Annotated in this window: 12 protein-coding genes; 6 read left to right on the top strand and 6 right to left on the bottom strand. The window is 72.6% G+C overall.

The annotated features are described in order from the left end of the window. Positions 1-52: 52 nt before the first annotated feature. Complete coding sequence (locus ACT3SP_RS10175; protein ID WP_444587172.1) at positions 53-2,464, bottom strand: 5'-nucleotidase C-terminal domain-containing protein; 2,412 nt, start codon at positions 2,462-2,464, stop codon at positions 53-55. Between the two features lie 544 nt (positions 2,465-3,008). Between ACT3SP_RS10175 and ACT3SP_RS10170 the strand changes: the two genes are divergently transcribed. Further along, a complete protein-coding gene (locus tag ACT3SP_RS10170) occupies positions 3,009-4,484 on the top strand; it encodes an NAD(P)/FAD-dependent oxidoreductase (protein WP_444587171.1) in 1,476 nt (491 codons plus the stop codon). Positions 4,485-4,713: 229 nt separating this feature from the next. Beyond that, on the top strand, positions 4,714-4,923 hold the full coding sequence (locus ACT3SP_RS10165; RefSeq protein WP_444587170.1) for a hypothetical protein: 210 nt from the start codon (positions 4,714-4,716) through the stop codon (positions 4,921-4,923). A 4-nt stretch (positions 4,924-4,927) separates the two neighbouring features. Here the strand turns inward: ACT3SP_RS10165 and ACT3SP_RS10160 are convergent, their stop codons facing one another. Beyond that, positions 4,928-6,685 carry an FAD-dependent oxidoreductase gene (locus ACT3SP_RS10160; protein ID WP_444587169.1) on the bottom strand — a complete coding sequence of 586 codons (1,758 nt, stop codon included), beginning with the start codon at positions 6,683-6,685 and terminating at the stop codon, positions 4,928-4,930. Between the two features lie 86 nt (positions 6,686-6,771). Next, positions 6,772-7,776: a LacI family DNA-binding transcriptional regulator gene (locus ACT3SP_RS10155; protein WP_444587168.1), complete on the bottom strand. Its 1,005-nt coding sequence runs from the start codon at positions 7,774-7,776 to the stop codon at positions 6,772-6,774. Positions 7,777-7,982: 206 nt separating this feature from the next. Between ACT3SP_RS10155 and ACT3SP_RS10150 the strand changes: the two genes are divergently transcribed. The 3 genes from ACT3SP_RS10150 to ACT3SP_RS10140 are packed head-to-tail and all read left to right on the top strand — an operon-like array spanning position 7,983 to position 11,163. Then, the gene (locus ACT3SP_RS10150) at positions 7,983-9,494 is read left to right on the top strand and encodes an ABC transporter substrate-binding protein (RefSeq protein ID WP_444587167.1); all 1,512 of its coding nucleotides are present in this window, start codon (positions 7,983-7,985) and stop codon (positions 9,492-9,494) included. Then, the gene (locus ACT3SP_RS10145) at positions 9,428-10,252 is read left to right on the top strand and encodes a carbohydrate ABC transporter permease (RefSeq protein WP_444587166.1); all 825 of its coding nucleotides are present in this window, start codon (positions 9,428-9,430) and stop codon (positions 10,250-10,252) included. The genes ACT3SP_RS10150 and ACT3SP_RS10145 overlap by 67 nt, the downstream gene beginning before the upstream one ends. Further along, positions 10,249-11,163, top strand: coding sequence for a carbohydrate ABC transporter permease (locus ACT3SP_RS10140; protein ID WP_444587165.1), 915 nt, complete (start codon positions 10,249-10,251; stop codon positions 11,161-11,163). The genes ACT3SP_RS10145 and ACT3SP_RS10140 overlap by 4 nt, the downstream gene beginning before the upstream one ends. A gap of 607 nt (positions 11,164-11,770) precedes the next feature. On the opposite strand, the gene ACT3SP_RS10135 is transcribed toward ACT3SP_RS10140, so the two are convergent. From ACT3SP_RS10135 to ACT3SP_RS10125, 3 genes are read right to left on the bottom strand one after another with little or no spacing between them, the layout of a single operon-like run. Then, positions 11,771-14,695 (bottom strand): transglutaminaseTgpA domain-containing protein, encoded by a 2,925-nt coding sequence (locus ACT3SP_RS10135; protein ID WP_444587164.1) that lies wholly within the window; start codon positions 14,693-14,695, stop codon positions 11,771-11,773. Then, entirely contained in the window at positions 14,692-16,050 is a 1,359-nt protein-coding gene (locus tag ACT3SP_RS10130) for a DUF58 domain-containing protein (protein ID WP_444587163.1), read from the bottom strand. Before ACT3SP_RS10130 ends, ACT3SP_RS10135 begins: the two co-directional genes overlap by 4 nt. After that, positions 16,047-17,126 carry an AAA family ATPase gene (locus tag ACT3SP_RS10125; protein ID WP_444587162.1) on the bottom strand — a complete coding sequence of 360 codons (1,080 nt, stop codon included), beginning with the start codon at positions 17,124-17,126 and terminating at the stop codon, positions 16,047-16,049. The genes ACT3SP_RS10130 and ACT3SP_RS10125 overlap by 4 nt, the downstream gene beginning before the upstream one ends. A 133-nt stretch (positions 17,127-17,259) precedes the next feature. Between ACT3SP_RS10125 and ACT3SP_RS10120 the strand changes: the two genes are divergently transcribed. Then, positions 17,260-18,714: an LPXTG cell wall anchor domain-containing protein gene (locus ACT3SP_RS10120; RefSeq protein WP_444587161.1), complete on the top strand. Its 1,455-nt coding sequence runs from the start codon at positions 17,260-17,262 to the stop codon at positions 18,712-18,714. Positions 18,715-18,717: the final 3 nt, after the last annotated feature.

Raw genomic sequence — 18,717 nt, 5'->3', positions numbered from 1 at the left:
GGAGACGGGGAGGCCGGGACGCAGCCCGACCTCCCCGTCTCCATGGGATCGCTCAGTCGCGGCTCAGGTGCCGGCGCAGGCCCAGGGCGCCCAGACCCAGCAGGGAGAGCACGGCGGCCGCCGCGGCGTAGGGAGCGAGCTCCGAGCCGGTGCGGGGCAGGTCGCTGCGCGCGCCCTCGTCCACGATCGGGGTGACGGTGCCGCCGGTGGAACCGTCATCGGTGGAGTCGTCGTCCCCGGTGGGAGGCGGCGTGGTGGCGTCGTCCTCGCCGTCACCCGGGGGCGGGGTGGTGGCGTCGTCGTCCTCGTCGCCCGGAGGCGGGGTGGCGTCGTCCTCGTCGTCCGGCGGCGGGGTGGTGTCGTCGCCGTCGTCGAAGCACTCGTCCGGAGGACCGCCCGAGGTCCAGGTGAAGGACGGGATCTCCACGACGATCTCGGTGCCGGTCTCGGGGATCGCGGTGACGGTCAGCGGCACGACGGTGCCCTCGGGGACGCACAGCCAGTCGGTGAGGGTGACGTCGGCGAACAGGGCCCCGGCGTCCTCGACGTGCTCGTAGGGCGCCTCGAAGGTGCCGTACTCGCCGGCGTCGACGACCACGGTCTCGATCTGGGGCGCGCCCAGGCTGAGGGACTCGACGCCGCCGATGCGCAGCACCGGGTCGCGGTCCACGCCGGCCTCGGAGTCGTACTCGCCGCCGTCGAGGATCTGCAGCTCGAGCTGGCGCTGGGCGTAGCCGGGCGCGAGGTCCTCGTTCGCCTCGAGGTACTGGACGAAGGCGTCACGGTCCAGCACCCCGTTGTCCTGCACGTTCTCCGCCTCGGAGAGGGCCCACATGTTGTCGCCGCCCTCGAAGAGGAAGCTCGCGGTGACGATCGTGTAGGTGGCGTCGGGGTCGATCAGCTCGCCGTCGATGCGGATCTCGACGATGCGGTCGTCCAGCTCACGGGTGGAGTCGAAGACGTACTCGACGTTCTCGGAGACGCTGAAGGCGAGGAACTCGCTGGACTCCGTGCCGTCGGCGCTGCGCTGCCACTGCTCCTCGAGCATCTGCTTCAGCTGGTCACCGGTGACCTCGCCGGAGTTCAGCGTGTTGCCGAAGGGGACCATGGAGTTGGCCTCGGCGTAGGTGACCACGCCGTCGCCCTCGGCGCCCGCGGCCTCGTACCAGAGCTCGGCGCGGATGCCGCCGGGGTTCATGAAGCCGATGACCTCGTGCTCGCCGTCGAGGCCGGAGTCCTCGAGGTACCACTTCATGGAGTCGGCGAGCATGTCGCCGGCGGCGGAGTGCCGCGAGCGGTCGTCGCCCTTGGTGTTGGCCTGGTCGCCGACCGGGGTGATCGACTCGCGCGTCCCGTCCTCGCCGTACTGCGCCACGGTGTCGTCCCAGGAGGTGGTGACGTCCGCGGAGACGGAGCCGACGGGCACGGCGCCGAGGACCTCCGCCTCGGCGATGGCCTCCTCGGCGACGGTCTTCGCGGCCTCGTAGTTCTCGGCGCCCGCGCAGGCCTCGAAGTCCGCCTCGGAGGTCGGGATCAGCTCGGTGCCGCCGTCGATGACGTCCCAGTCGCCCTCGTCGTCGCGCTGGAGCGTGACGGCGCCGAGGTTCGCGCCGCTCGCGCCGGTCTGGACGATCGGGCGGACCTCGCCGTCCTCGCCGGGCACCGGGGCGTCGTAGGCGTAGGTCTGGTGGGAGTCGCCGTTGAAGATCGCGTCGGCCTCCGCGGAGGTCTGCTCGACGATCTTGTCGAAGATCGGGTCGGAGTTGGCCGGGGCGCTGCCCGGTTCCCCGTTCCCGCTCGCACCCTCGTGGTACGAGACCACGAGCACGTCGTACTCGTCCTCGGGGTCCTCGGAGGCGGTGAGCTCCTCGATCGCCTCGTTGACCGAGTCGACCGGGTCGCGGAACTCGAGGCCCTCGATGGCCGCGGGGCTGACCTTGCCGACGGTCTTGGTGGTGACGGCGCCGACCACGGCGACCCGCACGTCCCCGGCGTCGACGATCGCGTAGGGGTCGTGGAGGCGCGTGCCGTCGGCCTGGTAGACGTTCGCCGCCAGGTCGGGGAAGTCCGTGCGCGGCTCGATGCGCTCGAGGAGGTCGTCCTGGCCCTGGTCGTACTCGTGGTTGCCGATCGCGCCCGCGTCCACGCCCAGGGCGTTGAGGAAGTCGATCGTCGGCTCGTCGTTCGCGACGGCGGAGACGAAGGCGCTGCCGCCCACGTTGTCGCCGGCGGAGAGCAGCGCGTTGTTGGGGTTCTGCGCCTGGACGTTCGCGACGGTGCAGGCGAACGCGTCCCCGGAGTCGAGAGCGCCGTGGAAGTCGTTGAAGGTCATCAGGGTGACCTCGTCGCCGGGCTCGGCGGCGGCGGCGCCGAGGGGCACGACGGCCGTGGCGAGGGCGAGCGCTGCGGCGCCGAGGCCGACGGATGCGCCGCGCGCGATCCGACGGGCGGGGGTGTCGATCATGGAGGCTCCTGGGGACGGGAGGCGCGGGGGACGGGAGGCGCAGATGTGCGCCATGTCATCTCACCGCACATCCTGCGCGACACGCCCGGTTTTCGGGAGAACAGGCGCACACCGTCATCGAAAATTCATCATCCGCGATGCCCCCGCGGAGGTTACCGACCCCCGGATGACCTGGGCTTGACCGATGCTTGACCTTCGGCGTCGGCGCCGCGGCGCCCCCGTCGGCCGCCCCCTGCGCTCGCGGGAGACCGCGGTCACCGGTAGCATGCCCGCCCATGTGATGCACGTCAGGAAGTCCCGGCAACGCTCCGACGCCGCTGCGCGGTTGTGGGTAGCATTCCCCAGGACTTCGGACGGACCACTGCTGACCGCGCCCGCGCGGCCCCGGCCCCGACGACCTCGGATCCGGCCCGTCGGATCGCGCTCGGCACCGACCGCAGCCCGTACTCTCCGACGCACTCTCCCCACCTCGGACGCGGATCACGACCCGGCCGACCACGAGCCGCCACCGGGCCGTCGACGCGTCACCAAGGAGTCCTCCCCCATGGTCATGCCGTTCCTCAGCCGCCGCCCCACCGTTCCCGCGAAGGACGGCGCGAGCTGGCCGCACGTGATCATCCTCGGCGGCGGATTCGCCGGCGCGCACGCGGTGACGGCGCTGCGCGACGCCCGGGTGCGCATCACCCTCATCGACCGCAACGTCTACAAGACCTTCCAGCCGCTGCTGTACCAGGTCGCGACCGCCGGCCTGAACCCGGGCGACGTCACCATGTTCCTGCGCGGCCTGTCCCTGAAGGTGCCGAACATGCGCTACCGCCAGGGTGAGGTCGAGGGCGTGGACCCCGAGCGCAAGGTGGTGCGCATGGACGAGGGCCAGCGCGGCATCCAGGAGCTGACCTACGACTACCTGATCGTGGCCAGCGGTGCGACGACCACCTACTTCGGCACCCCCGGCGCCGAGGAGCACGCGATGCCGATGTACACGCGCTCCCAGGCGCTCGCGATCCGCGACCGGATCTTCTCCGAGCTGGAGCGCTCGAGCCGCGAGAGCGGGCTCACCCACGACAAGCTGCACGTCGCGATCGTGGGCGGCGGGCCGACGGGCGTCGAGATCGCCGGCGCGCTGGCGGACTTCCGCATGCAGGAGCTCGACATCCTCTATCCCGAGATGGATCCGGGGACTCTGCAGGTCACGGTGCTGCAGCGCGGCGACGAGGTGCTCAAGGAGTTCAGCACCAAGTACCGCGGCTACGCGGCCGAGGAGCTGCGCGACCGCGGCGTGATGCTGCGCCTGGGCCGCGGCGTGAAGGAGGTCGGCTACGACCACGTGGTCCTCGACGACGACACCGTCGTCGAGTCCGACATCACCATCTGGGCCGCCGGCGTCGCCATCGCCGAGCAGGTCTCGAGCTGGGGGCTCCCCCAGGACAAGCGCGGGCGTCTCGCCGTGGACGACTACCTGCAGGTCAAGGGCTTCCCCGGGGTCTACGCCGCCGGTGACATCGCCGCCCAGGACGACCCACTGCCCCAGCTCGCGCAGCCCGCGATCCAGACCGGCCAGGCCGCGGCCCGGAACATCGCCGCCGAGGTCGCCCGCAAGCCGCGCAAGAAGTTCGCGTACACCGACCTGGGCACCATGGCCACCATCGGCCGCCACGCCGCGATCGCCGAGATCCCGGTGCTCGGCGGGCTCTCGGGCTCGATCGGCTGGGCCGCCTGGCTGGGCGTGCACATCACCAAGATGATCGGTCACCGCAACCAGCGCGCGGTCGCGATGAACCTGGTGTCGCTGTACGGCGGAACCCGCGCCACGCACCAGCCGAACCCGGTGGTCGGCGAGGTGGACTCGCTGCGCGCGGCGCGCATCTTCGAGGAGCAGGCCCCGCACCGCAAGTTCGGTCGGGGCGCCGGCGCGGCCGACCCCTCGGACGTGATCATCTCCGAGACCGCCCAGGGGACGATGAGGGCCGACGGGCCCTCCGCCGGCCCGGGGACCGACGCACCTCCGCCGAAGGGCTGACCGCGCCGGGGCCCGTGGGCACGGGGCCGAGGCCACCGGAGCCGAGCGGGACACCCCTGCCTGACCGAGCGGGTCCCGACGCCGAGCGGGGCACCCCTGCCCCACCGAGCGGGACCAGACGCCGAGCGGGGCAGAGTTGGGGGAATCGCGCCTCCATTCCCCCACCTCTGCCCCGCTCACGCGAGAGACGCCGTCACCACTCGCACGCGCGGCCTCCGTGCTGGTCTCCGTGCTCGATCCGGAGCTGGTGGTCATCGCCGGGGAGCTCACGGTGGGCGGGGAGCCCTTCCTCGAGGCGGTGCGGTCCCAGCTGGGTGCCATGTGCATCAACGTCCCGGCCGTGGCGCTGTCCGTGCTGGGCGACGACGTCGTCCCCCTGGGTGCCGCCCGGCTCGCCCTCGACGCGCTCGAGGCGACGGAGTACGTGCTGGACGGATAGGTGCTCAGGCCGCCGACCCCTCCGCCTCCGGCAGGCGCCTGCGGATCGCCTCGGGCCACTCGAGCCGCACCCCCAGCTCCTCGCGCAGCAGGCCCTGCAGCTGCCCGGTGAGCTCGGCGCTGTCGTGCACGGCGGCCGGGTCCGCGCCCTCGCGGCGACAGATCGCGGCGAGCGCGCCCACGGCCTCCCCGATCGACCACTCGACGGGGTGGAGGCGGTAGGCGCCGTTGGTGATGTGGGTGGTGCCGATGTTCTTGTTCGCGGGGAGCAGGTTCGCGACGTCGGTCGGGATCAGGGCGCCCAGCGGGATCTGGAAGGGGAAGCAGTCGATGTCCACGTAGGTCCGGGCCGCGGTGGAGGGATGCAGGTCGATCCGGTAGTGCCCGGTGCCGACGGTGTCCGGGAACTCGGCGGAGCCGGCGAACTCGCCGCGCATCTCGCGGCCGATGTGCTCCTCGGTGATCGTGAAGCGCGCCCGGATCCGACGGGACTCGCGGATGTAGGCCTGACGGGCCAGCCCGTCGGCCGTTCCCAGCACGTCCCCACGAAGGCGGAGCTCGGGATAGCCGCGGCCGCCGTTCGCGCCGTCGGGGCGCGGGGCCTCCGTCTGCAGCCAGTGGACCAGCGACAGGGTGAGCTGGCGGGCCTCGTGCTCGGCGAGCGCCCGCTCCTCCGCGCCGACCCCCAGCAGCGGCCGGTCCCAGTAGTCGACCTGAGGCCAGTTGACCAGGGTGATCTCCCCACCTGGAGCGGACGGGTCCAGCAGGGCGCGGGAGCGGACGCGGCGGTAGTGCCACAGGTCGTTCGTCGGGGCGGTCTCCTCCTGCTCGGCGGGGTCGCCGACGAACAGCGAGCGGTGGCGGGTCTCGAGGGTGATCGGGTGGACGTCGGTGAAGGAGAGCTGGGGGCCCGGCCAGAAGTCCGCGACCACGGTCGCGAAGCGCTCGTAGAGCGCGGGCCGCGGGACGGGCTCCTCGTGCCCGGGCGCCCACTCCAGCGCGCAGCACCAGGTGATCGCCTGCTGGTCGAGGGGGTCGGCGACCTCGGGGGCGTGCAGCTCGCCGTGCTCCTGGTGCGACTCGGCACCGATGACGTGGTCGACCCCGCCGAGCTCGAGCAGGTCGCCGAGCTCGGTCGCATCGACGATCAGCGGTGCGCTGAGCCGCATCCCGACACCGGTGCGCCGGTCGCGGACCCTCACCGCCGCGACCCGGTCCCCGTCCCGTTCGACCGCGACCGGCTCGTGCTCGCGCAGCCACTGGACACGGCCGTCGGAGAGGTATGGGGAGAGCATCTCCTCCAGCACCAGCGCGCCGACGCGGGGCTCGTGGCACAGCCGGGAGACGCCGCCGGCGCCGGGGTTCAGCCGCGGATCCGCCGCTGCGGCGGGGGTGAGGGGGGCGTGCCGTCGGTAGTGCTCGCGCACCAGCTCCCGGAACTCGGCGTAGCTCGCCGAGTTCGGGTGGGACTCGACCCACCGCGACTCGTCCGGCGGGACGCCCTGCACGGTGAGCTGGCCCCCGAGCCAGGGATCGCTCTCGGTGAGCAGCACGCGCAGGCCGAGCCGGGCGGCGGTGAGGGCGGCGGCGACACCGCCGAGCCCGCCGCCGATCACGACGAGATCCGCCCTGCGCTCGACGGGAGGGACGGTGGTGTCGGGAGTGAGGGTGTCGGGAGTGAGGGTGTCGGGAGTGAGGGTGTCGGGAGTGAGGGTGTCGGGAGTGAGGGTGTCGGGAGCCGGGGCGGGGGACTGCATCGTCATCGTCGCGTCCTGTCTCTGGGGTGAGGGGTCGGTGGGGAGGGCGCCTCCGCGCACGGATCGGCGCGCGGAGCGGGCGGAACGTTCCGTCATCTCTCGAGCGGCGAGATGGTCCCGAGGTGGTGGGGCACGCACTGCATGCTCTCGTGGTGGTCGCGCGGAAGGCTGCCGTCGAGGATGCCGCTGAGCACGGCGATGCTGCGGATCCCCACCTCCCGCTTGGGGATGATCAGGTGCGACCAGCTCGCCGCGCGCCCGCTGCGCAGCGGGACCTCGAGGCAGGCGGCGGAGAGGTCGTCCGGGATGCGCAGGCCGAGTCGGGACACGGACTGCTCGAGGGTCTCGGCGACCTCGGGGTTCTCGGCGATGACGGCGGTGACGCCGTCCTCCCTCCAGCGCGCGATCAGCTCGGGCCGGACGTCGAAGAGCGTGGTGGTGGTGGACTCGTCCGCGCTGGTCGCGGCGGCGAAGGCGGCTCTGCGGGCGAGCGCGGGCAGCCTCGTGTCGGCTCCTTCGACGTACGCGATCCGGCGGTGGCCGGCGCGGCGCAGGTCATCGACGATCGCGTGGACGGCACGGTCGTAGTCGACGGCCACCCAGGCGGCCTCGGGGACCGGGTCGTACCTGCCGATGCTGACGAAGGGGTACTGCTCCCTCACCAGCCGGGCCATCTCGTCGTCGTCGCGGAACATCCCGAGGATGACGGAGCCGTCGGCGTGCTGCAGCCTGCTGGCCCCTCCCGCATAGATGCTCCGCCGCCCGTCGGCCTGCTGCGCGGAGGAGAACAGCACGAGGTCCTGGCCGTGGTTCGCGGCACCGACCTCGATGCCGACGAGGAACTCGTGGAAGTACTCGTCGGGGCGGGCCGGGAACACGGGCTCGTAGGTGAAGACGCCGACGAGACCGCTGCGACCGCCGCGCAGGGAGCGCGCCGCCGAGTCCGGGACGTAGCCGAGCTCCTCCATCGCCGCCCGGATCCGCGCCTGGGTGGCCGCGGAGACGCCTCCCTCGGAGGCGCGCCCGCTCACGACGAGGGAGACGGTCGCCTGCGACACCCCGGCGGCCTGCGCGATGTCGCGCTGACGAACTCGCATCCACGCCTCCTGTTTCGTATAAGCACTGAGCGCCACTCTAGCGGCGGTCCTGCAACGACTCAAGCTGCAGATCAACGACGCGCCACTGTTGACCGCCGTGAACTTCGATGTCTATGCTTCCGATCGTAGCTTATACGTATCATCCTCCTGATCAGCGGCACCGCAGCCCCTCGTCGACGTCGACGACAACGAAAAGAGGAACCACAGTGATCCCCCTGCGCAGACGCACCGTCCTCCAGGCATCGGCCGCGATCGCGGGAGCGCCCCTGCTCCTGACCGCCTGCGGCGGATCGGGCCCCGAGGAGGACGACGGCGGAGACCTCGTGCTCTGGTTCCCCGGGACCAACCCCGCGGAGCAGACCTTCATCGACGACGTGGTGATCCCCGCGTTCACGGAGGCGACCGGGCGCGGCGCCGCGGCCACGTACATCGACTGGCCCGACATGTCCACGCGGCTCAACGCGGGGTTCTCCTCGGGCACCGGCCCCGACCTCTACGGGCACGGGCCGGCCGCCGTCGCGGACCTCGTCGGCTTCGACCGCGTCGAGCCGCTGGACGGCTACCTGGAGCAGATGGACGAGGAGGACATCGCCGACCTGCGGACCGGCCTGGACAGCGGCATGGTCGACGACGTCTCCTACCTGTTCCCGATCGCGAGCACCGGACGGCAGGTGGGATACAACGCCGCGCACTTCGAGGAGGCCGGCCTCGACCCCGACACCCCGCCGACGACGTTCGAGGAGCTCAAGGAGGCGGCCGACGCGCTCGCGGTCCGGGACGGCTCGCGCCTCACGCGTGCCGGCATCGTCTTCGACACCCAGCCCGCCGGCATGCAGCAGGCCTTCACCACGATGCTCTGGGCCAACGGCGGGGAGCTGCTCAGCGAGGACGGCACCGAGGTGCTGTTCAACGGCCCCGAGGGCGTGGAGGCCCTCGCGTGGTACGTCAGCCTCTACCAGGGCGACGCCCCGGTGGACAGCGGGCTCGGCGGCACCTGGGACGGCCTCCCGCCGGCGCAGTCGCCGCTGGTCACCGAGGACACCTCGATGCTCTTCGCGGACTCCTCGACCTTCCAGCAGATCATGAGCGCCGCACCCGACATGGACCTGCGCTTCATGGACGTGCTCGCCTTCGAGGGCTCCGAGCCGGCCGCCTTCGGCGGTGCCGCGACGGGCCTGATGATCAATCCCGACAGCGCGAAGAAGGACGCCGCCTGGGAGTTCATCACGCTGATCGGCGGGGCCGAGCTCAACAACCGCTTCGCGGAGGAGGTCGGCCACGTCCCGGCGCGGGAGTCCGCGATCGAGAGCGACTACGTCCAGGAGAGCCCGGCGATCGCGACCACCGTCGAGAACAGCGAGCACTTCCGGTCCAACCCCAACGTTCCCGGGTGGACCCGGATCCGGGACACCCTGGCCGGGCACCTCGAGCAGGCGCTGAACGCCCAGCTCTCCCCGCAGGTGGCCCTCGACGGCGCGGCCGTAGAGGTCGGAGCGATCCTCGCGGAGCACGGAGGAGCTCGGCGGCCGATCTCGCCTCCTCCGCCGAGGGGGCCGCGGGCGGCGGAGGCGACGCCTCCCTCGGCGGCGGGGCGAGGTCGCGACGCCGCCGTCCCGTCCACGCGGCGCGCGCCCGCGCCGGGATGCTCCTGGTGGCGCCGGCGGTTCTCTACGTCGTCGTGTTCCAGCTGGCCCCGGTGGTCTACGGCTTCGTGCTGAGCTTCACGCAGTACAGCCCCCTGCAGCGGGGCGCGCCGACCTTCATCGGCCTGGAGAACTACCTGTCCCTGGCCGCCGACGCGGACTTCCGCAACGCGCTGTGGGTGACGCTGCGCTACACCCTGCAGGTCCTGCCGGCCACCGTGGTGATCGCGCTGGTGCTGGCCATGCTCGCGAACCGTCCCTTCCGGGGCGTGGGCATCTTCCGCTCCGCCCTGTACATCCCGCACATCGTCTCGCTCACCGCGGTGAGCATGATCTGGCTGTGGATGTACTCGCAGAACGGCCTGTTCAACGAGATGCTCGGGACGGTCGGACTGGGCCCGCAGCGATGGCTGAACGATCCCGAGACCGCGCTGAACGGCGTGACCGCGATGCGCATCTGGAAGGCGCTCGGCTCCAACATGGTGCTGCTCCTGGCCGGGCTGCAGACCATTCCGAAGGAGCTCTACGAGGCGGCCGGCATCGACGGCGCGGGCCGCTGGCAGCGCTTCCGCCACGTGACCCTGCCGGGGCTGCGCCCGATGCTCGTCTACGTGATCGCGATGGACGTCATCTACCTCTCCCAGAGCTTCGCGGAGATCTTCGTGCTGACCTCCGGCGGGCCGCTGGACTCCACCACCACCGTGAACTACCTGATCTACACCGAGGCCTTCGACTACAGCAGCATGGGCTCGGCCTCCGCCATGGCCTTCGTGCTGTTCGCCTTCATCGCAGGCCTGACCCTGATCGCCCTGCGCGCCGGGAGGGAACGATGAGCACCGCCGCCCCCACGACCGCGACGCAGCCGACCCGTCGGCCCCGCCTCACCCGCGCGGGCCGTGCCCGAGCCCTCAACATGGTGCTGCTGCTGATCGCCACGCTGCTGGTGCTGTTCCCCTTCCTGTGGATGGTCAGCCTCGCTGTCACGCCCGCCGAGGACGCCTTCCGCGACGTGAAGATCTGGCCCGACGCTCCGACGATCGACAACTTCGTCACGGCGCTGACGGTCGGGAACCTCGGCCGCGCCTTCCTGAACTCGACCGTGGTGGCGCTGGTGTCGGTGCTGACGAACTGCCTCATCACGGTGGCGGCCGGCTATGCCTTCGCGCATCTGCCCTTCCGCGGCAGCACGGTGCTGTTCTACATCGTGCTCGCCACCGCCGCGATCCCGGTCGCGGTCACCCTGATCCCGCTGTTCCTGATGGTCTCGAGCTTCCCGCTCGCGGGAGGGAACGACATCCTGGGTCGGGGCGGCAGCGGGCTGACCGACACCCTGGGCGGGATCGCGATCCCGTACCTGGTGGGGACGATGAGCATCTTCCTGGTGCGACAGTTCTACAAGGGGATGAGCCCCGAGCTCGCCGAGGCGGCCCGGATCGACGGGGCCGGGGAGCTGCGGATCTTCTGGTCCGTCTTCCTGCCGCTGTCCCGGCCGATCGTCGCCGTGGTCGCGATCTTCTCCTTCACCGCGGTGTGGGACGACCTGCTGTGGCCGCTGGTGGTCTCCTCGTCGCCGAGGAGCCAGACCGTGCAGCTGGCGCTCACCGGCTTCAGCCAGGCCGGCAACGTCCAGTACGCGCCGCTGATGGCCGCGACGATCATCGTCACCGTCCCCGTGCTCCTGGTCTTCCTGTTCAACCAGCGCCACTTCGTCTCCGGCCTCTCCGAGGGCGCGGTGAAGGGCTGACGCCGACGGCGCAGACGGCCCGGGCGCCGGTGGCGGGGCGACCGGGGGCGGGGGCGAGGCGGGGCGACCGGCGGCGGGGCCGAGGCCGAGGCCGGGCGACCGGGGCCGGGGCCGGGCCGGCGCCGGGGCGCCTGTGCCTGCATCGAGGCCGAGCGGGGCAGAGTTGGGGGAATCGATCCCCCAATCCCCCACCTTTGCCCCGCTCACCGAGCCGTCGGGCAGCATCGGCCCCCGCATGCCGCTCCTCGCGCCGAACGACTCCCCTCGCCTCGAGAGGGGATCCCTCCCCGCCTACCGGGAATCCCACCCACACCGAGCGGGGCAGAGTTGGGGGAATCGATCCCCCAATCCCCCACCTTTGCCCCGCTCAGGGGTCGGGGGTGGGGGTGGGTGCCGGTGACGGAGCGGCACAGCTTCCTGAACGGGCCGCCGCGCCGGAGGCCTGGCGGCACGAGCGGACAGAGCGGGACGAGCCGGCGCAGAGGGGGACGAGCGGGACGAGCGGATCAGTGGGGCCGGTACATCCACTGGTCCGGCGCGACCACGGGGCCGGCAGTCCACTGGTCCGGCACGTCCACTGGTCCGGCAGTCCAACGGGCCAGGCAGGTCAGCGGGCGGTGCGGATGAGCTCGATGATCCGGTCGGAATCACGGCGCAGCGGATGCATGGGGCGCTCGGCATCGCCACCGACGCGGAGAGGTTGCGGCGCCCTCTGTGCGCGCTCCGCGGACCCGTCCGCGGCTGAGCGGGGCGAAGTTGGGGTATTCACCGCCAGATTCCCCCCAGTCTGCCCCGCTGACGGGACAGGCTCCGTGGTGCCGACGGGCTCAGAGGGCACGGAAGTCCCGGAAGGAGCGGAGGGCACGGAAGTCCCGGACGGCGCGGAGGGCACGGAAGTCCCGGACGGCGCGGAGGGCGCGGAGGGCTCGGGGCTCGCGGAGAGGTCAGGGTGCTCGGGAGCGGGGTCGGCGACGGCCGGACTCGCGAGGGCCTGGTCCGGGAGCGGGGCGGCGTAGCGCGCGGCGGTGTAGGCCTCGGCGATGCGCGCGGCGGCGGCACGATGATCGGGCGTGACCTCGGGCTCGCCGGCGTCGATCTGGTCGAGCAGGTCCTCCAGGGCACGCTGCGGGGGAAGGGCGGGATCCAGCGCGATCCGGGTGGGCGGCCGGCCCCAGGCGCCGGTGATCCCGATCCAGCGGATCGCGAACTCGCGCACGGAGAGCTCGGCGGTCAGCTCGGACCAGGCCAGCTCCCCGGCCCGACGGTGCATCCGCTCTGCCGCGAGCGCTGCCCCGGCGCTGCCACCGGGCGCTCCTCCCCCGGCCTCGGCGCTGCCACCGGCGCTGCCGGCTCCGGCCGAGCCCGCTCCGCCCTCCGCACCCTCGGTCCCGGCTCCCCCGACCGAGCCCTGGCCACCACCACCAGCACCGCCACCACCAGCACCACCATCGCCAGCACCACCCCCACCACCACCGACGAGCAGCGCGGCCCAGCGCTCGTCGCGGGCCAGCACCCGTCGGCGACGGATCAGGATCACCGCGGCCGCCGCACCGGCGGCGAGCAGGGCGCCCAGCGCCAGCAGGCTGACCAGGCCCCCTTCGATGCGGTTCACCGTCTCCTCGGAGGGGCCGATCTCCCCGCCGTCCGAGTCCTCGGCGGCCTCGGAGTCCTCGGTGGTGTCATCCTCGGTGGTGCCCTCCTCGGTGGTGCCCTCCTCGTCGGTGGTCTCCTCCGCCTCCTCCGGCTCCTCCGGGGTGGGGGCGGTCTCCTCGTCCTGTCCCCGGTCCTCGGTCACGCCGGGCGGGTCCACGCCGTTGGCGGCCGCCGCGGGCGTCGGCTCGAAGCGCACCCAGCCGTGCTCGGGCCCGAACCACACCTCGGGCCAGGCGTGGGCGTTCTTCGCGGTGACCGTGCGCTGGTCCCCGTCGGCCTCGCCCGCGGTGAAGCCGATGACCACCCGGGAGGGGTATCCCTGTGCGGTCATCATCAGCGCGAACGTCGCGGCGAACTGCTCGCAGTAGCCGATGCGGTCCTCCAGGAAGGACTCCAGCGGGTCCTCCCCCAGCCCCGTGTTGACGGTCAGGGAGTAGGCGAAGGTGCTGCGGAAGTAGTCCTGGTAGGCGACCGCGGTGTCGAAGGCGTTGTCGGTCCCGGCCTCCTCGGCGACCTCGGCGGCGAGCTCGGCGGCGATGTCGGGCACCTCCTCGCGGGAGGTGTAGCCGACGTCGAAGGGCTGCTCGAACACGGCCGGGTCCACCGCGCGCAGCTCCTCCGCGCCCGCGGTGCTCGGCTCGGAGAGGATCTGGTAGCTCTGGCCGACCAGTCCGCTGCGCACCCGGGACAGCGCGATCTCGCCGTTGGAGGGCTGCAGGGTGATCGCCCGACCCACCTCGCGGCTGGTGCCCTCGATGGAGCGCACGTTGTCCGGCACCGGCAGGCGGTCCCCGGTCAGGCTCCTGATCTCGACGTCCGTCTCGATGAAGTCGTCGGCGCTGCCCCGCGCCGGGACGCCGTCGTCCCGTGCGTCGCTGAAGGCGGCCAGCCCCAGGGCCAGCTCCTCCCCCTCGGCGTTCCCGCGGAAAGTCTCGCCGTCGAAGGTGTTCAGAGTGCGCATGCGGAAGTAGGAGGGGTCCTCGGCGGTGGTGGTGTAGCGCAGCACCTCGGTGTCCTCCTGCTGCAGCAGGGAGCGGCGCACGGAGACGTCGTCGTCGATCATCACCGGGCCGGGAGCGGAGGCGGCGGGGTCCTGCCAGCGGTTGAGCACGTCGATGTTCAGGGCGATCCGGGTCGGGGCCAGCTGCGGCAGCACGGGGGCGAGCAGCGGGGTGCCCACGGCGATCAGCGCCACGCACAGCGCGCTCACGGTGAGGGTGCGGCTCGGGTCCGCCAGGGGCCCCGCCTGCGGCCGACGGTCGCCGCGCAGGTAGCGGGGATCGGCGTGCACGGTACGGGTGGCGAGGATCAGGGCGCCGGCGAGGATCGGCGCGGCGACGTTCCACCACGGCCCGCCGGCCGGCTGCTGCAGGGCCGGGACCAGCAGCGAGGCCATCAGCACCAGCCCGGTGGGGGTGTGCCAGCCCAGGTCCAGGAACATCAGGTCCAGCAGCAGCGCGACCAGCGCGATCATCGTGACCACGATGACGGTGCCGTAGGCGCCGAGGGTCAGCGGCGCCAGGCCGGAGGCCAGCTCGTTGCCGCCCTCGGCGATGATCCGGCCCTGGTCGCGCACCAGGGCGACCGGGCCGTCCTGCCAGCTGGTGAGGCCCTGGGAGAGCTCGACCACCAGCACCAGCACCACGATCAGACCGGCCTGGGCGAGCGGGACCAGCATCTTGTGGCGCAGCACGGTGCGCAGCACGATGCCGCCGAGGATCACGGGGGCGGCGGTGGTCAGGGTCAGCAGCAGCCAGGAGGAGCCGGCCAGCAGCTGGGAGACGGGGGCGGAGGCGAGCAGCATCGCGACCAGAAGCAGCAGGGCGCGGACGGTGAGATCGCGGCCCTCGAGGGAGGGGCGGCCCATCAGCGGGCTCATGGGCGACTCGCCTCCTCGGCCGTGGTCATCAGGTCGGTGAGGGTGTCCGCGGTGGTGCCCCGCACCAGCGTCCAGGCGCCGAGGCGGGAGCGGGTGGGGGCGTGGCGCTCGCGGACGGCCTCGAGCTCCTGCACGTGCTGCTCGTGGGCGTGGCCGAAGTCCTCGCCGTCGGCCGGTCCCATGCGGCGGGCGCGCGGCGGAGCGGGGGTGCCGGTGTCCTCTTCCTCGAGCGCGGGCCGCAGCGCGATCGCGGTGCGGTGGGTGGAGCGGCCGGCGAAGCGGTCCAGCTCGAGGCCGGAGAAGGGGTCGCCGTCGTCGATCCCGAGAGCGATCGCGAGGGAGGTGTGACCGGCGGCGTGGTCCTGGCCGATGCCGCCGGAGGCGTCGTCGTCGAAGTCGACCTCGGCGAGGGCGAGCAGGGAGGCGCGCTGCTCCACGGCATCGGCCTCGCTGCCCAGCGGGGAGGGCCCGGGGATGCCGCGGCGGCGGCCGGTGCGGGTGATCTCGTCCCCGGAGGCGTCCACCACCCGCACCTCCCAGCCATGCATGCCCAGGGAGTCCAGCACGGTCGCGGCGTGGGAGACCAGGGCGTCCTCGACCTGGGCCGAGGGGTTCTCCCGCTGGCTGGTGTCCAGCACGATCACGGCGCTCTGCCCGGCGGCGGGCTCGTCCTCGCGGGTCATGAGCTTGCCGGTGCGGGCGCTGGCGCGCCAGTGGATGCGGCGGATGTCGTCGCCGGTGGCGTAGGGGCGGGCGATGGGTCCGATCTCGCCGACGCCGGGGGCGGGGGCGGCGCTCATGGCGCCCTCGCGGGTGATGCCGGTCGCGCGCGCGGCGGCGGGTGACATCTCGGCGACCACGGGCAGCCCGGTGATGCGCAGGCCGTCCTCGACGGTGCGGCGCAGGTGGAAGATCCCCAGCACGTCGCGGACGATCACGGCATAGGGGCCCAGGTCGTGGCCGCCCCGTCGGCCGACGCGCACCACGTGCGGCATGCGCTGGTCCAGCGGCAGGTCGCCCTGGCCGCCGAGCGGTTCGGGGAGGTCCTCGCGCACGATCCCGCGCCCCAGCGGCAGCACGGTGATCCAGGCGGTGGTGCGGAGCTCGAGCATCACCCTCGCCACGGCGCCCACGGGCACGGCGTCGTCCAGCAGGCGCCGGTAGGGGTGCAGGCCGACGCTGCAGACCGCGATGCCGATCGCGCCGATCAGGAGCAGGAGCAGCAGTCCGACGGCGAGCTGCCGCGCGGGCTCCACGCGGGCCAGGTCGCCCAGGATCCACAGCACCGGGCACGCCACGAGCACGGCGATGCCGCGCCCGGTGGGGCGCAGCACCGTGCCCGGGCGGCCGGTCACGACTGCGGGGTGCTGCGCAGCACCTGATCGACGAGCTCCCCGGCGCTCGCTCCGCGCGAGAGGGCCTGCGGGGTCAGGTGCATGCGGTGGCGCCACACGGGCATGATCACGTCGGCGACGTCCTGGGGGCCGATGAAGGTGCGTCCGGCGAGCGCGGCGTTCGCCTTGGCGGCGCGCACCAGGTGCACGGCGGCGCGGGGCGAGGCGCCGAGGGTGACCTGCGGATGGGCGCGGGTCGCCTCGGCCAGGCGCACCACGTAGTCGAGGATCACCGGGGAGGCGTAGATGCTGCGCACCGCGTGGACGTGGGCGGCGATCCGCTCGGGGGTGGTGCGCCGGGCGATGGCGTCGAGGACGTCGTGGTCGCCCTCGCGCACCGGGCCCGACTGGGCGGCGAGCATGCGCGCCTCGGCGGCGGGGACCGGGTAGCCCATGGTGGTCTGGGCCAGGAAGCGGTCGCGCTGCGCCTCGGGCAGCCGGTAGGTGCCCTCCATCTCGACGGGGTTGGCGGTGGCGACCACCATGAACGGCTCGGCGAGGGCGTAGGTGGTGCCGTCGACGCTGACCTGCCGCTCCTCCATCGCCTCGAGCAGGGCGGATTGGGTCTTCGGGGACGCGCGGTTGATCTCGTCGGCCAGCAGGATCTGGGTGAACACCGCACCGGGGCGGAACTCGAACTCGCTGCTGGCCTGGTTGAACACGCTCGCGCCGGTGACGTCGCCGGGCAGCAGGTCGGGGGTGAACTGGATGCGGTGGCGCTCGGCGCCGAGGGAGGCGGCCAGGGACTTGGCGAGCATCGTCTTGCCCACGCCGGGGATGTCCTCGATGAGCAGGTGCCCGCCGGCCAGCAGCACGAGCACCGCGATGCGGGCCACCTCGTTCTTGCCCTCGACGACGGTGGCGATCTCCTCGACCACGGACTCGGCCTCGGCCGCGATCTCCTTCGCCTGCGACTCGGTGAGGGTGCCGTCGGGCTCACGGGCGGGGTCGGGGCCGCTGTCGGTGCGGGCCGGGGAGCGGTTGTCCGGGTGCCAGGGATCACGGGAGGAGCCGACGGCGATGTCGTCCTGCGTCATGACGAGCTCCTTCATGTCACCACCGTGACAGACGTTCAAGAACAATTTGCCCCAGGATGAACGGCCCTGGAACCTGCGGACGGCTATGCCTCATACAGTATGACCGGTCCAGTTTGTCGTGGGAGGAGTTCTGATGCCCGTCCGTCCCGGCCGAACTCCAGTGCGCCTGGGGGCAGGACTGCTGCTCGCCCTGGCATGCGCGGGCGGTCCGGCGGCGGCACAGGCTGCGCCGGCGCCGCCGCAGGACGAGCAGACCGAGACCGGACAGACGGAGACCGGGCCGACGGCAGGGGACTGCGCGGAGGACGCGCGGCCGACGGCGTCCGCCACGGACGTGATGGCCGGGGACGCCGTCTCCGTGACCGGCAGCTGCTTCACCCCGCGCGCCGCGGGCACGGTCGAGATCTTCCTGCAGGGGACGCAGGACTCCCACAAGACGGCCCAGGTCAAGGCGGACGGCAACGGGACCGTCTCCAGCTCCGGCGAGCTGCTGACGACCGAGCCGGGCACGTACACGGTGGTCGTGACCGTCGATAGGGAGACGGCCGACGGAACCTTCGAGGCGACCGCGGAGCCGCCGCCCGAGGAGACGGAACCGCCCAAGGAGACGGATCCGCCGGAAACGGATCCCCCCGCCAGTGACGATCCCGGCGGCGACGGGAACGACGACGGTAATGACGATCCCGGCGGCGACGACGGTTCAGGCGATGGGAACGATGACACCGGTGGGAACGACGATGCCGGCGGCGACGACGGTTCCGGCGACGGGAACGACGACACCGGCGGGAACGATGACACCGGCGGGAACGACGACACCGGTGGGAACGACGATGCCGGCGGCGACGACGGTTCCGGCGACGGGAACGACGACACCGGCGGGAACGACGACACCGGTGGGAACGACGATGCCGGCGGCGACGACGGTTCCGGCGACGGGAACGACGACACCGGTGGGAACGACGACACCGGCGGCAACGATGACACCGGTGGGAACGACGATGCCGGCGGTGACGGCGGCTCCGACGACAGCAACGGTTCCGACGACAGCAATGATGACGACGGGTCCGACGACAGCGCCGGCGAGCAGGACCAGGGACAGAGCCAGGACCAGGACCAGGACGGCACCGGTTCCGCCTCCGGCAACGGCAACGGCTCCGGCTCCGGCTCCGGCTCTTCGGACGACGACACCTCCGCCGGCGAACAGAAGACCAACTCCCCGCCCCCGCCCAGCCCCGACACCGACGACTCGTCCACCGCACCCGAGCACACCGACGAGGAGCAGGAGGCCGCGGAGCTCGCGGTGCTCATGACCTCGCTGTTCGCCCACGGCGTCTCGGGGGGCCAGGTGGGCATCTCGCCCGAGGAGGCCGGCAGCCCCGCAGGCGCCGACGCCCCGAACGCGGACGACGCCGTCGGAGGCTCCGGCGACGACGGGAGCAACGGCACGGAGGACGGCCGCGCCTCCGTCGCCGACGGGGACGAGCTGGCCGAGACGGGCACGGACGTCACCGGCCCCGCAGCACTCGCCGCCCTGTCCCTGCTCGGGGGCGCGGGTCTGGTCTGGTACCACCGCCGACGCTCGGGCTGAACC

The organism is Brachybacterium sp. AOP43-C2-M15 (assembly GCF_052446295.1).
In the GTDB taxonomy this organism is placed as follows: Bacteria; Actinomycetota; Actinomycetes; order Actinomycetales; family Dermabacteraceae; genus Brachybacterium.
Note: the sequence above shows the minus strand (reverse complement) of the source record. Positions and strands in the feature narration are given on the sequence as shown.

What these genes read in the sequence shown, in the direction of transcription:
- ACT3SP_RS10175 (WP_444587172.1), bottom strand. Translation starts at nt 2,464, where the DNA reads ATGATCGACACCCCCGCCCGTCGGATCGCGCGCGGCGCATCCGTCGGC.
- ACT3SP_RS10170 (WP_444587171.1), top strand. Translation starts at nt 3,009, where the DNA reads ATGGTCATGCCGTTCCTCAGCCGCCGCCCCACCGTTCCCGCGAAGGAC.
- ACT3SP_RS10160 (WP_444587169.1), bottom strand. Translation starts at nt 6,685, where the DNA reads ATGACGATGCAGTCCCCCGCCCCGGCTCCCGACACCCTCACTCCCGAC.
- ACT3SP_RS10155 (WP_444587168.1), bottom strand. Translation starts at nt 7,776, where the DNA reads ATGCGAGTTCGTCAGCGCGACATCGCGCAGGCCGCCGGGGTGTCGCAG.
- ACT3SP_RS10140 (WP_444587165.1), top strand. Translation starts at nt 10,249, where the DNA reads ATGAGCACCGCCGCCCCCACGACCGCGACGCAGCCGACCCGTCGGCCC.
- ACT3SP_RS10135 (WP_444587164.1), bottom strand. Translation starts at nt 14,695, where the DNA reads ATGAGCCCGCTGATGGGCCGCCCCTCCCTCGAGGGCCGCGATCTCACC.
- ACT3SP_RS10125 (WP_444587162.1), bottom strand. Translation starts at nt 17,126, where the DNA reads ATGACGCAGGACGACATCGCCGTCGGCTCCTCCCGTGATCCCTGGCAC.
- ACT3SP_RS10120 (WP_444587161.1), top strand. Translation starts at nt 17,260, where the DNA reads ATGCCCGTCCGTCCCGGCCGAACTCCAGTGCGCCTGGGGGCAGGACTG.